At 58.9% G+C, this 15,656-nt stretch carries 10 protein-coding genes; 3 read left to right on the forward strand and 7 right to left on the reverse strand.

The features are described 5' to 3' along the window. The first annotated feature begins 29 nt into the window (after positions 1–29). A complete protein-coding gene (locus tag ACYZTW_RS30840; protein WP_046045314.1) occupies positions 30–1,070 on the forward strand; it encodes a threonine aldolase family protein in 1,041 nt (346 codons plus the stop codon). 256 nt (positions 1,071–1,326) lie between these two features. Next, a complete protein-coding gene (locus ACYZTW_RS30845) occupies positions 1,327–2,151 on the forward strand; it encodes an SDR family oxidoreductase (protein ID WP_462003014.1) in 825 nt (274 codons plus the stop codon). 236 nt (positions 2,152–2,387) lie between these two features. On the opposite strand, the gene gbcB is transcribed toward ACYZTW_RS30845, so the two are convergent. Continuing rightward, positions 2,388–3,488, reverse strand: coding sequence for a glycine-betaine demethylase subunit GbcB (gene gbcB, locus ACYZTW_RS30850; protein WP_462003015.1), 1,101 nt, complete (start codon positions 3,486–3,488; stop codon positions 2,388–2,390). Positions 3,489–3,774: 286 nt separating this feature from the next. Here gbcB and gbcA point away from each other — a divergent pair, with 286 nt between their 5' ends. Next, positions 3,775–5,070, forward strand: a complete 1,296-nt coding sequence (gbcA, locus tag ACYZTW_RS30855; protein WP_462003016.1) for a glycine-betaine demethylase subunit GbcA — start codon at positions 3,775–3,777, stop codon at positions 5,068–5,070. Positions 5,071–5,178: 108 nt separating this feature from the next. Here the strand turns inward: gbcA and ACYZTW_RS30860 are convergent, their stop codons facing one another. The 6 genes from ACYZTW_RS30860 to etfB all read right to left on the reverse strand — a co-directional run bounded on the left by ACYZTW_RS30860 (position 5,179) and on the right by etfB (position 15,655). Next, positions 5,179–6,429, reverse strand: a complete 1,251-nt coding sequence (locus ACYZTW_RS30860; protein WP_462003017.1) for a metallophosphoesterase family protein — start codon at positions 6,427–6,429, stop codon at positions 5,179–5,181. Positions 6,430–6,455: 26 nt separating this feature from the next. Beyond that, complete coding sequence (locus ACYZTW_RS30865; RefSeq protein WP_462003018.1) at positions 6,456–8,324, reverse strand: c-type cytochrome; 1,869 nt, start codon at positions 8,322–8,324, stop codon at positions 6,456–6,458. Between the two features lie 159 nt (positions 8,325–8,483). Next, the gene (locus ACYZTW_RS30870) at positions 8,484–11,936 is read right to left on the reverse strand and encodes an alpha/beta fold hydrolase (RefSeq protein WP_462003019.1); all 3,453 of its coding nucleotides are present in this window, start codon (positions 11,934–11,936) and stop codon (positions 8,484–8,486) included. A gap of 977 nt (positions 11,937–12,913) precedes the next feature. Next, complete coding sequence (locus ACYZTW_RS30875) at positions 12,914–14,113, reverse strand: retropepsin-like aspartic protease (protein WP_462003020.1); 1,200 nt, start codon at positions 14,111–14,113, stop codon at positions 12,914–12,916. A gap of 79 nt (positions 14,114–14,192) precedes the next feature. Further along, entirely contained in the window at positions 14,193–14,759 is a 567-nt protein-coding gene (locus ACYZTW_RS30880) for a GNAT family N-acetyltransferase (protein ID WP_462003021.1), read from the reverse strand. Positions 14,760–14,884: 125 nt separating this feature from the next. Next, on the reverse strand, positions 14,885–15,655 hold the full coding sequence (gene etfB / locus ACYZTW_RS30885; RefSeq protein ID WP_462003022.1) for an electron transfer flavoprotein subunit beta: 771 nt from the start codon (positions 15,653–15,655) through the stop codon (positions 14,885–14,887). Between the last annotated feature and the right edge of the window lies 1 nt (position 15,656).

Here is a 15,656-nt window from a genome sequence, read left to right on the forward strand (position 1 = left end):
CATAAGAGCATCGACCACGGAAGCCGGCCATGACCGATAAGAGCCAACAATTCGCCAGCGACAACTATTCCGGTATCTGCCCTGAAGCCTGGGCGGCCATGGAACAGGCCAACCACGGCCACCAACGCGCCTATGGCGACGACGAATGGACCGCTCGCGCGTCCGACGATTTCCGCAAACTGTTCGAAACCGACTGCGAAGTGTTCTTCGCCTTCAACGGCACCGCCGCCAACTCCCTGGCCCTGTCGTCGCTGTGCCAGAGTTACCACAGCGTGATCTGCTCGGAAACCGCCCACGTCGAAACCGACGAATGCGGCGCACCGGAATTCTTTTCCAACGGTTCCAAGCTGCTCATCGCCCGCACTGAAAACGGCAAGCTGACCCCGGAATCGATCCGCGAAATCGCGCTCAAGCGCCAGGACATCCACTACCCGAAACCGCGCGTAGTCACCCTGACCCAGGCCACCGAAGTCGGCAGCGTCTACACCCCGGAAGAAATCCGCGCCATCAGCGCCACCTGCAAAGAGCTGGGCCTGAACCTGCACATGGACGGCGCGCGGTTCTCCAATGCTTGCGCGTTCCTCGGCTGCTCACCGGCAGATCTGACCTGGAAGGCCGGCGTTGACGTGTTGTGCTTCGGCGGCACTAAAAACGGCATGGCGGTGGGGGAAGCGATTCTGTTCTTCAACCACAAGCTGGCTGAAGACTTCGACTACCGCTGCAAACAGGCCGGGCAATTGGCCTCGAAGATGCGCTTCCTGTCCGCGCCTTGGGTCGGGATTCTGGAAAACGACGCCTGGCTCAAATACGCCCGCCACGCCAACCACTGCGCGCAGTTGCTGGCTGAACTGGTGAGCGATATTCCAGGCGTGGAACTGATGTTCCCGGTGCAAGCCAACGGCGTGTTCCTGCAACTCTCGGAACCGGCCATCGCGGCGCTGACGGCCAAGGGCTGGCGCTTCTACACCTTCATCGGCAACGGCGGCGCACGCTTCATGTGCTCGTGGGACACCGAAGAAGAACGCGTACGGGAATTGGCGGCGGATATTCGCGAAGTCATGTCCCGCTAAGCAGCAACCCGACCCCCTGTGGCGAGGGGATTCATCCCCGTTGGGTCGCAAAGCGGCCCCAAAACCATTCAACGTGATCTGTCAGACAGATTGAAATTGCAGGTTTTACGACGGCTTCGCCGCCGAACGGGGCGGTGCGACGTTTCGATAAATCCCCTCGCCACAAGGTTCACTTCCACCCCACCCTCCTGCGTTTGCTCCATCGTCTACATTGTTTGTCGAGCCCTCCGCTCAGATAACAATCAGGAGCGTACGCATGTCATTACAAGGCAAAACCCTGTTCATCACCGGCGCCAGTCGCGGGATTGGTCGTGAGATCGCGCTGCGGGCTGCGCGGGATGGGGCCAACATTGTGATTGCCGCTAAAAGCGCCGAGCCACACCCCAAGTTGCCGGGCACTATTTTCAGTGTGGCCAAAGAAGTCGAAGCCGCGGGCGGCAAGGCGCTGGCCTTGCAGGTAGATGTGCGTGATGAAGTCGCGGTGCGTGAGGCACTGGCCCAGGCCAACGAGCATTTCGGCGCTATCGATGCACTGATCAACAACGCCGGCGCGATCAAGTTGACTGGCGTCCAACACATCGAACTCAAGCGCTTCGACCTGATGCACCAGATCAACACCCGCGCCGTGCTCCTGTGCAGCCAGGCCGCCCTGCCCTATCTGAAGAAAAGCGGCGGGCACATTCTCAACCTGTCACCACCGCTGAACCTGGCCACCAAGTGGTTCGCCCAGTACAGCCCCTACACAGTGACCAAATACGGCATGAGTATGCTGACCCTGGGCATGAGTGAGGAATTCAAGAACTACGGCATCAGCGTCAACTCGCTGTGGCCGCAAACGATGATTGCGACGGCTGCCATCGAGTTTCAGCTGGGTTCGCGCGAGTCGTTCAAGCATGCGCGGACACCGGCGATCATGGCGGATGCTGCGTATCTCGTTCTGGACAGTGGTGGCCGCAGCATTACTGGGCGGTTGCTGATTGATGAGGAGATATTGGGGGAGCATGGGGTGGTGGATTTTGAACAGTACCGTTTCGCGCCGGATACGAGTGACGCGTTGATGCCGGATTTGTTTGTTGGTTGAGTGATTTAGGGTGTCAGTTAGATCCGCCCCTCTCCCTAACCCTCTCCCCAAGGGGCGAGGGGACTGACTGTGGATTTCTTTAGAAAATTTGCGACCTGAGATATCGAGGTGAACTCAGGTTTTGAACAGCATGAAGATCGGCTCCCTTTCCCCTCTCCCCACTGGGGCGGTCCGACGTTTCGGGAGGGCTGGGGTGAGGGGTGGATCTTGAAGTTAATTAACCTTCCAGCCTCAAATCAAAACTCGATGCGTACATCACCCTTCGGCACGCTGCAGCACGAAAGAATGAACCCTTCCGCTTCGTCTTCCTCGGTAATCCCGCCGTTGTGGTCCATCTCAACCTCCCCACCCAGCTTCATCACCTTGCACGTCCCGCAGATCCCCATCCCGCAAGCCTTCGGAATCAACAGCCCCAACTTGGCAGCAGCAGCGTGAACAGTTTCACCCGGCGCCACACGAATGCTCTTGCCGGACGCGGTGAATTCCACCTGGTGCAGGTCCGCCACGTCGATGTCCGGTGCGTCTGCTGCGATTTCGGCTTGTTCCACCGCATCGGCGCGGGCTTCCGGTGGCGTAGCGCCGAACGACTCCTCGTGATAACGCGACATGTCGAAGCCGACCGTCTCGAGCATGCGCTTGACCGCGTTCATATACGGTGTCGGGCCGCAGCAGAACACTTCGCGCTCCATGTAGTCCGGCGCCATCAGTTCGAGCATCTTCTGGTTCAGGTAACCGCGATAACCGGCCCACGGCTCGCCCAGACCATGCTTCTCGCAGATCAGGTGCAAGCTGAAGTTATCAATCCGCGACGCCATGTGTTCCAGTTCGCGGTGGTAAATGATGTCTTTGGGCGAACGGGCGCTGTGGATAAACACCATGTCGACGTTGCCGTTGGTGTCGTAGAACCAGCGAGCCATCGACATGACTGGCGTGATACCGACGCCGCCGCTGAGGTACAGCACCTTCGGCGCGGTGAAATCCATGGCGTTGAACAGCCCGACCGGCCCGTGCACCGCCAGCTCCTGGCCTTCATGCAGGGTGTCGTGCAGCCAGTTGGAGACCTTGCCGCCCGGTACGCGCTTAATGGTCACCGAAAAGCTGTACGGCACCGATGGCGAGCTGGAAATGGTATAGGAGCGCATGATCGGCACGCCTTCGATTTCCAGCTCCAGGGTGACAAACTGCCCCGGTTTGAAGAAGAACAGGATTGGCTGGTCGGCCATAAAGCAGAAGGTGCGCACATCCCAGGTTTCCTGGATGACTTTGACGCAACGGACGATGTGTCGACCATTGGCCCAGGTCTGGGTGGTTACCGGATTCAGGAAGCTGTTGGACATGCTGTTCTCCACCGCCGATGGTCGGCCTTATGTTGGCGATTCTGCGTAACGAGCGAACCACCCATTTACCTATCTGCGACATTCACATACTTATCGCGACCAGCCCGCATCTACCGGGGGTTGCGCGTCGGGAACAGATTGGGCCATGTCGCCCATGGATAAGGTTCTGGCGTGCGCCGGCCCCACACTCGCTCAATACAAAGACGATTTCTTTACACCCTTGCGTAGCAAACCGTATCAGCCACTATTTCGCCGGCCACACAGAATGGCCTTGAGGATCAAATCGATGGACGTCACCGCAAAAATTAGCCTGGGCGATCCGCTGGAACCCGCACGCAAGGCCACCGCGCAGATGCTGCAAGAGCGCGAACGCACTTTCTCGCTGCCGCAGCCGTTTTACTCTGACGAGCGGCTGTTTGATATCGATATGCAGGAAATCTTCCAGAAAGAGTGGTTGATCGCCGGCATGGCCTGCGAAATCCCGACCAAGGGCAACTACCTGACCCTGCAAGTCGGCAAGAACCCGATCATCGTGATTCGCGGCGCCGAAGGCGTGATCCATGCCTTCCACAACGTTTGCCGCCACCGTGGTTCGCGTCTGTGCACCAGTGAAAAAGGCAAGGTCGCCAAACTGGTCTGCCACTACCACCAGTGGACCTACGAACTGGACGGCCGCCTGTTGTTCGCCGGCACCGAGATGGGCGCCGACTTCGACATGAAGCAGTACGGCCTCAAACCGGTGAACGTGAAGACCGCCGGTGGCTACATCTTCATCAGCCTGTCGGAGAACCCGCCAGCCATTGATGACTTCCTGTCGACGCTGAACCATTACATGGAACCGTACGACATGGAGAACACCAAGGTGGCGATTACCACCACCTTGATGGAAAAGGCCAACTGGAAACTGGTGCTGGAAAACAACCGCGAGTGCTACCACTGCAACGCGTCGCACCCGGAACTGCTGAAAACCCTGCTGGAATGGGACGACGTCACCGACCCGCGTGCCGACCAGGCCTTCAAGGACCACGTCGCGGCCTCCGCCGCAGCCTGGGAAGCCGAGAAGATCCCTTATGCCCACGCCAGCTTCGGCCTGCGTAACCGCATCGTGCGCATGCCGCTGCTCAAAGGCACCGTGTCGATGACCCTGGACGGTAAACAGGGCTGCGCCAAACTCATGGGCCGCATCAAAAACCCGGACCTGGGCTCGATGCGCATCCTGCACCTGCCGCACTCGTGGAACCACTGCATGGGCGACCACATCATCGTGTTCACCGTGTGGCCGATCAGCGCGCAGGAAACCATGGTCACCACCAAGTGGATCGTCCACAAGGACGCCGTCGAAGGCGTGGACTACGACGTGGAGCGCATGCGCCAGGTCTGGGATGCGACCAACGACCAGGACCGTCGCCTGGCCGAAGAGAACCAGCGCGGGATCAACTCCACCGCTTACCAGCCAGGGCCTTACTCCAAGACCTATGAGTTTGGCGTGGTGAACTTTGTGGACTGGTACAGCGAGCGTTTGCTGAACAACCTGGGGGCAGAACCTGCGGCTTACCTCAAAGGTGTGCCGGTTCAAGGCTAAAAGCAAAAGCTTCGCGAGCAGGCTCGCTCCCACACTGGATCTATGTGCACTGAAGATCCCCTGTGGGAGCGAGCCTGCTCGCGATGACGGCCTACCCGTTACCACAATTCAATGGGCTGACGAAGACCACCGCACCGACCCATCCTCGCCAATAAACGTCTCTTCGATGTTCTCCCCCACCAGCCGCACCTTCACATAACCGTTCAGCACCCTGTCCGGGTATGCCTCATCCCGTGCATTTTGGGTTTCCGACCACAACACCCGCGAATGTCCGTTCAGCTGACTGGTATTGCCATAGGGAATCGCCCCGTGCCCGGCGCAACGCGCGTGCAAGCCGCCCTGAGCGGCGTAGCAGATGCCGTTGTGCAAATGACCCCAATACCAATAATCCGGCTCACGCCCCAAGGCATCGCACACCGGTTGATACAGCGCCGTCTTGTTGTGCCCGGAAATGTCGAAGCCCTGGTGATGACTGAGCACCATGATTTTCTTGCGCTGAGGCAGCCCTTTCATCCAGTCGATCTGCTCCTTGTTCAGCGCACCGTCCATGTACAGGTTAATCGGATCCGAGGCATAAGCCGTGTCGAGGCCGATTACCAACCAGTCATCGTTGTACAACGCGAAATAACTGGTGCCCTGCTGCGCCGGAAAACGCTTGGCCAATTCCTTGAAATAGCCATGGGCGCCGCTGTACATCTCGTGATTGGAGTTGAGGGTGAACGAGCCATGCTTGCCCATGGGCCAGCCGACCATGTCCACGTCTTCCTGGGAGTGGGTGCCGGCGTAATACACGTCCCCCAGGTGAACGGTGAAATCGGCCTGGGCCAGTTGCATCTGATTGGCCACCGACACCGCCGGCGCATGGCTGTCGAACGGCCCGGTGCCCCAGTCGCCGGCGATAGCCAGGGTTACGTCACTGTCCATGCGCATCAGCGCCGGGTTGGTGGCGAACGGCGCGTGATGCCGCAGATTCTCGATCCACTTGAGCAGCGCCTCGCTCCACAACAGATCCAGCAGTTCCCATTTGCGACAACCGAGCAAGGTGCCGTCCTTGAGCACCCGGGTTTGCAGCTCGTCTGCCGATTGCGGCAAGGGAGTGGCGTTACCGATATGCAGGATCGACAAACCGTGGGCCAACTCCCACGGCACACTCGGCTGATCGTCGGGCAAGTCGCCGTTTTTGAGGACGTAGTGCGCCTGATCGTGCCCCCTTTGCAGCAGCGCGACGATGGCCTCGTACTCCTTGGGTTCAAGCTCGCTGACGAGCTTCTTCCAAGCCATTTCCAGGCGAGTGAACAAGCCGTGAAAGCGCAGCTTGACCTTGTCGTACTCGTGTTCCCAATGACTGACCAATGACATGTCGTGTTCCTCCATCCGTAGTGGAATTACAGGGTTTTCATGAACTCGATGAGCGCGCGCTTATCGAGTTCCGATAGCTGCGTGCCGTACAGGTGGCCGCCGTTATGGTTGCCCTCAAGACGCGTGTCGTATTTGAAGTCCGCCGAAGCTTTCATTTGCTCGCCACTGGTGACGAAGCCAACCTTCTGCGGGTCGTACAGATCCGAGCCGGTGAAGAACACCTGCGGCCTCTGTTCCGGTGGTTGGAGCAAATCCCACAGGCTCGGCACCGAGCCGTTGTGCAAGTACGGCGCCCGCAACCAGATGCCGTCGGTGGGGGTGTTGCTGTAACTCTGGGTCTTGCGATAGGCGCCAAAGTCGAACGGCGATTTCTTGAAGCCATGGAAGGCCGTCACCAGACCTGTGGTGAACGAGTTCAACCGATGGGGATCGGTGCCCAGTTCATCAATGTTGGTGGTGACCTGACCGGTGTCGGTGCGGCCGAAATCATGGCAACCGGCGCAGTTGTTTTCCCAGACCGGCTTACCCCGGGCGACCTTGGACTGATCCAGCGCGAACGGCCAGGCCGGTGCTTTGTGGCCCAGCAGCCAGTTGGTCACCCGGTTGAAACTGGCCGGCAGCACCGACTCCGGCGTCGCGCCCACGGCCATGGCCGCCGCGTAGTTGCGCTCATGGATGTCGTTGTTGTTGCCGTCCCAGTGCAGGTACAGCGACTCCCGAGGCTTCTGGTTCCAGACTTGCGGCAAGTCGACGGTGCCGATGGTCGAGTCATCCGGGAAGCCGAACACCACCATTTTCGTCGGGTTGAACGTGTCGGTGCGCCCCGGCCCTTGCGGTGCGCGCAGCTGCTGCCAGGCGTAGGCCTGTTTCTGCTTGATCAGCGCGCTCGTAGCCATCGGGATGATCAGATAGCGGTTGTACAGGCGCTCGAAGAACCCGAGCTGGAACTTGCTGTTGATCGCGGCCATCACCGCGTCGGTGGTGAATTTCGGGTCGCTGGCGCAATCGTAGGCGAACCACTGGAAGGCCTGCAGTTGCAGGGTATTGGCCGGCGCGGAGGCCACCGGGATGGCGACGTCGCTGGCATTGGCCCGGTAGGAACCGGTGTGGCACAGGGCGCAGTTGGGCTCCACGGTCGGGTAGCCGATCTGCCGCTTGGCCATGCCGATGGGCAGGTCCTTGCCGTTCTCGTAGAGGAAACCGAAGACTTCGTAACCACCGGGTTTGGGTAGTTTCTCCGGGCACATCTGCGGTAATACGGCGAACAGGTAATAGGGAATCCGCGCTTCGATACCGAGGCCGATGGCGGCGTATTTGTAGTGATCTTCGTCAGAAGCGTATTGCTCTGCCGGTACGACCCGCAGCATCTGGTACCAGGTTTCGTAGCCGATAAACCCCAGCGCCAGTACCACGATCAGCGTGCCCACCTTGAAACTGTGGCGTTGCCAGCGCAGCGCCCAACCTGCACGCCATTGCCGCCAGCTGTCGCAGATTAACGCCAACGGTCGATTGGCCGGCGAGGTGCCGAGGTACAGCGCAATCCCGAGGATCAGGAACATGCTCAGATCGCCCATCAGCATTGGCACGAACACCTGGGCCTGGTTGCTGGTGTTGATCAGGTAGATCCAGAACGCCACGGCAACCAATCGCGACAACACGCACAGCCACGAATGCACGACGTATCGCGGTGCGTTGAAACCTGACGGCATGTAGAACAGGCTGATCCCCACCAGTAGCATGCCGGCATTTTCCAGCCAGGGATCGGAGAGTTGCGGTGGCATGCCGAGCATCGAGGTCAACAACCCCGGGGCGAAAAGCGCCGGGATCGCGAAGACCATGTTCATCACGATGCCTAGCCAGATGAAGCGTTGAAACCAGCGGATGTAACTGTCCATATCATCCTTTTCCTTTTATTCCGGAACACCATCCACTGTGGGAGCGAGCCTGCTCGCGAAGGCGGCGGCACAATCAACATTGCCGTCGCTTGGCACACCGCTTTCGCGAGCAGGCTCGCTCCCACAGGTCGTGCGACAAATCTCCAACCACCGGTGGTGCTAGCCGATGGCAGTTTTCTCCAGGTGTTGCAGGATGATCGGGTACACATCGACCACCGCGTCCTTGCCAAACATGCAGTCGATATGGCCGTACCCCGGCACCACATGCCGGCTATAGCGCTCCGGACCATGGACCTTGCACACACGCTCAAAAGTCTTGAGCGTGCTTTCCGGCAGGTAGCACTGGTTGTCTGCGCCGCTGATAAAGCAGATCGGCATGCTCAGCCGATCGAAGTGCGGCATGTAGACGTCCTCGCCCTTGAAGTCCACCAGATGCCCTTTGCGCACGATCAGCGCCAGATGCTCAAAGGTGTGCATGTTCGACTCGCCAAACAGCTCGTGCAGGTTGTCGTGCAGGGTTTCGTTGAGGGTGTCGTGGCGATACAACGATGCGTACATAAAGGTAATGCGATGGCACACCGGATTGGTGCAGTAACCCTGTGCCTCGATCCGGGCATAGCCGTTGAGGGCTTTGTCATAGAGTTTGTTGAACCAGTTTTCCTTGTTGTCGGCATACGCCGTGAGGGATTTGATGCCAATGGCGTCAAGCATGCCTGGCAGGTGCAAACCGGCCTTGAGCCCGGTCGCCGTGGCAACTACGGCATCTGCCGCGATCTGCGAGCAGACCACCGAACGCACGCCCTGCAACCCGGCCAGCAATGACATGAAGAAGGTTGTCGCGCCGTAGCAGTGCACCACGCATTGCACGTCCGCGGCCTCAGTCGCTTGCCGGATCTGCTCGATGGCAGCCTTGAAGTCGTACTGGGCGATCTGGTCGCCGTTCCATTCCTTCTTGCTCGCCGGCAGCAGAATGCTCACCCGCAAGTCCAGCAGCCAGACGTCGTACTCGTGCTTGCACAGGTACTCCAGCAGATTGGTCTGGATGGTGTCGGTGGAGAAAATGTTCGAGCCCACACCCAATCCATGAACCAACATCACCGGCCCTTTGCTGCCGCCCTGATAGCGGGTCAGGCGCAGCTCGACGTTGTCTTCGGTCTCTAAGAAATGCACCACTGGCGCTGGCGCATCGAGGGGGCGCTTCAGCCGTGGTGGTGCGTCGGGATTGAAGTAGATGTCACCCGCGAACACGCCGCCATAGCTCTCCCAGAGAATCCCGGCGAAAAACTTGCCGAACCGTGCCAGCCCTTCGATGCGTTCGCGCTCGTTGCGGGCGTTGAGCACCTTCATGGTGGTCATTTGCTTGGCGAAATCGGTCGGATGGATGTGCATCACCCCGGTGCCAATCACCTCGCCGCTCTTGTCAGACCCACGATACAGCGTCACGTAGAGGGTGCTGGTGTCGTGCCAGATGTTCAGCACGCCGTTGTCTTCGGGTACGGTTTTGAAGGCGCTGAAGTAATAGTCGTTGCCGTCCTCAGCGGTCAGCTTCATGTCGTACTTCATGTGCCGCACGCCGACCTGTTCCTGATACTGCTCGAACAGGTTGAACACGCCATTGCTTGCCACCAGCGGCTGCGGTGACAGGCTCGGTGCGCTGACAGTGCCGACCAGGGTGGCCGCATGTGCCGGTTCCTTGATCATGCGATTGAGGTCGTTGGCGGTGATGGTCAGGGTGAAGTCGATGGGCGAGTTGTCCGCCTCGCCACGCTTGGCCGCCGCTTCGTAGACCTTCAGGTCAGTGCTCTGGGCCGCCGTGAAGGCCCGGGAGAAGTAGCCTTTCATGGTTTCGGTGAATTGCACGCCAAGGGTCGGTGGTGCCACTTGTTTGCGCGGCGCCGAGGGCAGTGTGTAGTCGATCTGCCAACCGCGATCGGCGGCAAGCAGGCCCATGTTGCGCTCGCTCACCGCCGAAATGGTCAGCAGCGGATTTACGGCCAGAGACGTCGGAATCACCGCGCCGTCGGTCACGTACAAACTCGCATACACGTCGGTCCCGCTGGCCCCGCTGAACACCTGGCCCTTGTGGTTGACCACACCCTGCCCCGCGTCCTCGCCCATGACACAGCCACCCAACGGATGAACGGAAACGATGCTGTGCTTGAGCAGCGTGGTCCAGATCGGGTTCTCGACCCAGATTCCGCCCAGCGCCTTAGTGCTCAGGTGCAGACGCTCGTTGCCGATCTTCACGTTTTCCTGCTCGCCGACGCCCGGCCAGTCGATGCGCAGCTGATCCTTGCTGTCCAGCACCATGCGGCCCTTGCCGTCGTCGTGGCTCATAATCAGGTACGTCTGCATGTTGTGCAGCGCGCCGTAATACGGGCCGCGGAGGAAGCTTTCGGTTTCGCGCTCCTTGTATTTGAACTTGCCGGTAAAACTGTCGTCGGTGGGTTTGCCGATCAGCTCGGCGAACCCGGCCATGCTTGGCACCATCGGCCGGCCGAGAGCGCCGGGGATCGAACCTTCTTCGATGACCATGCGACTGCGCCAGTCGCCTTCGGTGCGCAGGTCGATGACCGAGGTGATGCAGGGGCCGACCGGGTGCAGTTCCTTGGCCGGATGGGCACCAAAACCGATGCCGTTGATCGGTTGCTCGCAGTTATGGCCGAAACCGAGGATGTCACCGTTGCCGCTCATGTTTTCACCGAGCTGGCCGGACATCGACAGGCCTTTATCCCTGGAGCGCAGGAGAATTTCAGTAGAGCCCAGGGTGCCGGCGGAGACGACCACAATGTCGGCTTTGACGAACAGCGTCGGCGCAGAAAACTTCTCGCGACCACTGTCCAGGTACTGAAAGTGCACGATCCAGCCCTCGCCGTTGCGCTCCAGATGTCGCACCTCGGTCTGACAGAAAATCTCCGCACCGTGATTCCAGGCGTCCGGCAGGTAGTTCATCAGCGTGGTGTTCTTGGCCTTGTTGTTACAGCCCGACACGCAGTCGCCGCAGTGATTGCAAGGCAGTTGCTCGACGCCGACGTGGTTGAGGTTGTTCGGCAGTTTGTCGAAGGTCACGTTGATCGGCGGCTTGTAGAAATGCGCACCTTGCTTGAGGTAATCCGCCGACTTCTTGTTGGCTTCGAGTTTCGGCAACACCGGTGAGGTGCTGGGGTACGGCGTGGGCTTGAGCATTTCTCGAGCCCGGGCGTAGCCGTCCTTGAGCAGCGTGTCGCGATGTTCCCGTACCGCCAGCGGCCAGCGCGGGTCATCGAACACACCGGGTTCCGGTTCCAGGGCGACGTTGGCGTTGATCAGTGAGGTGCCGCCCAGGCCGCAACCGACCACCACGTTCTGCTGGGCGTTGACGTGCAGGTCGAACAACCCGGTGCGCGAGCCGATGTGGCCGTCCGGGTCATGCACTTGCAACTCTTCGGTCGCCGCCAACATCGTGTTGGGGTACTCGCCGGGCTGCATTTCGCGACCGCGCTCCAGCAGGCAGACTCGCTTGCCGGCGCGGGATAGGCGCGACGCGGCAATACCGCCGCCGTAACCCGAGCCGATGACGATCACGTCGTAATGTTCCTTGATGTCGCTGATGGGTGTTGCGATCCGTGTCATGGGTCTATTCCTCTCGTCAGGCAGATGGGGCAACTCTGCGGCCTGCAATCGATGGGCGAACGAACACCTGGCCACTGAGTGAACTCAGCGGCAGTAAGCGGGTGTCATTGGAAATGGTCAGGCGCTATAGACGAGCACGCTGATTGGCGGCGTGCCGGTGAGTGCGTTTGCGCAACAAAGCCGCCGGAGTGGGCACGCAGGTTGCGCAACGAATGGGGGGCGAGCGATGTGGCTGGCTATCCATCACGCGTTCTCCCTGAACCAGATGTGGATAAGTGGCGGCTGTCCTTTTGCCCTGAGAGTGAAGACAGCGGACAGTTCGAAGTCAAGGATCGACTTAGAACTGTATGAAATCTGATCTATTCCATTCAAGCCTATATGGAGCGTGGCTTACAGGGTTTAGCGAACAAGTTATCCACACCTCCACCCACAGCAAATGGGGACAAGTGTGAGTTTGGTGAAAATTTTCTCCACAGAAAGCGAAGAAAATCCGTGACTTATCCAGAAGCAGGGTTTTCAACCGCAATTGGTTGTTTTCTGATCGAAAGCCTGTAAGGCACGGATTACATGGCTTGCAGAGGATGGCAAACACCTTACCCACAGAAGCGCCAACAGACTTTGGGGGCAACTTCGGAGGATCTGTGGAAAACCGTTGGAAGCCGCTATAAATCGGGGTTTTCGCGAGGTTTATCGATCTAAAACGATGATTTGATCAATTTTTGACCACCCGCCTGACAAGCCCGTTTTATAGGGCCTGTAGAGGACAGCGAACATCTTATCCACAGATGCGCTAACAGAGATTGGGGGCAAGTATTGGCTCGCGTGCAAAGTTATCCTCTGGAAAAAGCGTGAAAAAACCGCGAGTTAGGCTGGTTGTTTTTTGTACGAAGGGTTGCAGGGCTTGATTTGTATGGGGTGTAGCGAGGGGCGAACATGTTATCCACAGAAGCGCTAACAGGGATTGTGGGTAACCCCGATCAGATCCTGTTGAAACACGACCGGCCCGAGTCGATGTCCAGACTCAACTCATAGTCATCGAATGCACGCCATCCGAGCAAAAGCGAAGGCACGTACTGACCCAGCAACAACGACGGAGGAATCGTAAAGTCCGGGTAGTAGTTGTAGGTGATCGATTGGATATGTCCCGACAGGCTCAATTCACCCTTGTATGTTTGGGAACGCGGCTTATCTGAGACATGAATGGGTGAGTTGCCCGGCGAGGCCGACGTCAGGTAATCAGCATTGCCGGTGTCAATAATCGCCGGCGTCGCCCGACGATCCAGCCGTGCGGCAATGGTCAGTCGTTGATTGATGTCGATACGCGCATAGGTCATTTGCGAATCACATCGCGCGGGAGGTTCGGCGTTAAGCTCCAGGGTCTTTTTGGTGACCTTCAAACGCCCCAACTTACCGATCAAATCAAGCCCCAGTAAGTTATCCCGGTCGCTGACAAACACCAGGACGTTTCTGAATTCGCTTGTGCCTATCTTTAAAGACTCAAAGATCCCGAGTTTGGCAGACAGGTCACGTTCACCATAAAACGTGCTGTAGCCATAGTGAGAGTCGGTTAATAACCTGATTCCCATTAGCTTCGCGGTGTCGGTGTTGACCCGGGTTTGCGGTGCGCCGGTGTCCAGAATGAAGCGTGACGAGGAACCATTGGCCGCTTTGACATCGAGGTAGGGCAGCACCTCGTCAGTCACGTGATCGCCACTGGCATAGGGATGAATCGCGAGCACTTCGTGCCGCGTCGTTCTTTTCACCGAAAAATCGGCGAGCGACCTGAGTATCGAGAGGGATTCGTTGCCGAACATGGAAAACAATGCGTTGAGCTCAGGGGCATTCGCTATGGCCTGAGCATGACGATGTTTGATCGCCAGATAGTATTCGGGAATCTGGTTTGCGGTTTTGGCCTCGAACATTCGGGCGAGAACGGACACTGAACAATTCAGGTTTTTTTCAGCATCCAACACCTTGTCGCATTGCTGTTTCAGCTGCACCAAGGACGCTTTTTGTCCCTGTTCGGACGCTAACCATGTGTAGAAATCCGGAGCTGCCTGCCTGGTATCAGCCATCGGACTTGATGCTGCGCACACAAAAAATGCAAGCAGCACCAGAGACGACTTTGAATTCACGCCGCCGATCAGACATGTCTCACGCCGACTGACCGCTTTCATGTTCAACCCATTCTTGAAAACGAGTTTTATGAACTAGTGCTGCGGCAACCCCGCCCAGCTCATAGAAAAATGTAGCTCATCAGGGCCTATACATCAGATAGGCCTCCCCCGTGACCCGAATCATCGGATGGGGAGTGATTTGGCAGGTATCGACGATACGAAAGCCATGTCGCTCGTAAAACCGACGGGCGCCGGTGTTCACGGCATAGTCGATCAGGCTCAAGCCATTGAGCCCCAGCTGGTTGGCACGGTCGTAAGCGTAGGCGAGGAATTGCTTGCCCAGGCCCTGGTTTCGCCAGCCTTCATGCAGCGCCAGGCTGGAAATATAGAGGGTGTCGGGGATTTCCATCTTCGCGTACGGCGCCAGGACCGGGTCGGTCACGGGCGCCGCCAGTGGGTCGTGACGCATCACGTAGCTGTGCATCATGCCAATGACGTTTCCCTCGGCCTCGGCAATGAGGCAGTTCTGCCAGGAAAAATCCACGTCGTCGCGGGCGTACCGACTGGCGCCCACATCCAGTAAATCCTGACCGGGCTGTGCCAATTGGCTCCAGATGTAATCCGCAGCACCTTCTGATGAAATCTGAAACAAACGAGCAATCTCCCGCGCATCCGCGCGCAGGGCCGAACGAAATTCAACGGTCATTATTTCCCCTTGTGGGAGCGAGCCTGCTCGCGAAAGCGGTGGGTCAGTCGACATCCCCGGCGGCTGAACCACCGATTTCGCGAGCAGGCTCGCTCCCACATTTTTAGATCTGCGCTGGTGATTTGTTAGCGAACCACGCCTTCTTCGATCAACAACTTGAGAATCGCCTCGGCCCCAGCCTCGGCACTCAACCCTTTAAGCACCTGCCCGCCCCCGCCGCTGGCCTTGGCCGTCGCGGCTTTCATCCGGTCCGCGCCGCTCTTGGCCTTGATCACCTTCAAGCGTTTAGGCCGTGGCTTGGCCGGTTGCAGGGTGGCGACCGCCAGCAGTTCATCGTCGATGACTTCCACTTCATCAGCCTGCAACACGCCGCGTCGGGCCGGGCCGTAGGCGCTCTGCCGAGGTTTCGGTGCAGCGTTATCCACAGTCGCCAGAAATGGCAGCCGTACTTTCAAGCGACGGCGCTGACCGCGCGGCAAGGCTTGCAGCACCAGTGCCGAACCACCATCAATGGATTCAACTTGAGCCAGCCCCACGACCAGCGGCCAGCCCAGGCTTTCGGCCAGCAGGAACGGCAACATGCCCGAGCCTTCACCGGTTTCCGCCTGGCTACCGGTCAGCACGACCTGCGCCCCGGCGTCACGCAAATACGCGGTCAATGCCGGCAGCGCATCGGCGCCTGAAGGTTGTTCAAGTACGTGCAGCTGTTCCAGGCCCATACCCAGATAGGCGCGTAGTGCAGGTTCTGCGACGTCGCCGGCATGCAGCACTTGCAGGTTATCCCCAGCCAGTTGCAGGCCCAGTTCCACCGCCCGCGCATCCTGCTCCGCGCGACGAGGCCGGCCAGAGGTCGGGTGGGCGCCGATGGACACCAGGCTGATGATTTTCGTGCTCATA

This window comes from Pseudomonas sp. LB3P25 (assembly GCF_054897985.1).

Bases quoted from the DNA above. Each gene is read 5' to 3' on its own strand.
- ACYZTW_RS30840 (WP_046045314.1), top strand. From the start codon at position 30: ATGACCGATAAGAGCCAACAATTCGCCAGCGACAACTATTCCGGTATC.
- ACYZTW_RS30845 (WP_462003014.1), top strand. From the start codon at position 1,327: ATGTCATTACAAGGCAAAACCCTGTTCATCACCGGCGCCAGTCGCGGG.
- gbcB (WP_462003015.1), bottom strand. From the start codon at position 3,488: ATGTCCAACAGCTTCCTGAATCCGGTAACCACCCAGACCTGGGCCAAT.
- gbcA (WP_462003016.1), top strand. From the start codon at position 3,775: ATGGACGTCACCGCAAAAATTAGCCTGGGCGATCCGCTGGAACCCGCA.
- ACYZTW_RS30860 (WP_462003017.1), bottom strand. From the start codon at position 6,429: ATGTCATTGGTCAGTCATTGGGAACACGAGTACGACAAGGTCAAGCTG.
- ACYZTW_RS30865 (WP_462003018.1), bottom strand. From the start codon at position 8,324: ATGGACAGTTACATCCGCTGGTTTCAACGCTTCATCTGGCTAGGCATC.
- ACYZTW_RS30870 (WP_462003019.1), bottom strand. From the start codon at position 11,936: ATGACACGGATCGCAACACCCATCAGCGACATCAAGGAACATTACGAC.
- ACYZTW_RS30875 (WP_462003020.1), bottom strand. From the start codon at position 14,113: ATGAAAGCGGTCAGTCGGCGTGAGACATGTCTGATCGGCGGCGTGAAT.
- ACYZTW_RS30880 (WP_462003021.1), bottom strand. From the start codon at position 14,759: ATGACCGTTGAATTTCGTTCGGCCCTGCGCGCGGATGCGCGGGAGATT.
- etfB (WP_462003022.1), bottom strand. From the start codon at position 15,655: ATGAGCACGAAAATCATCAGCCTGGTGTCCATCGGCGCCCACCCGACC.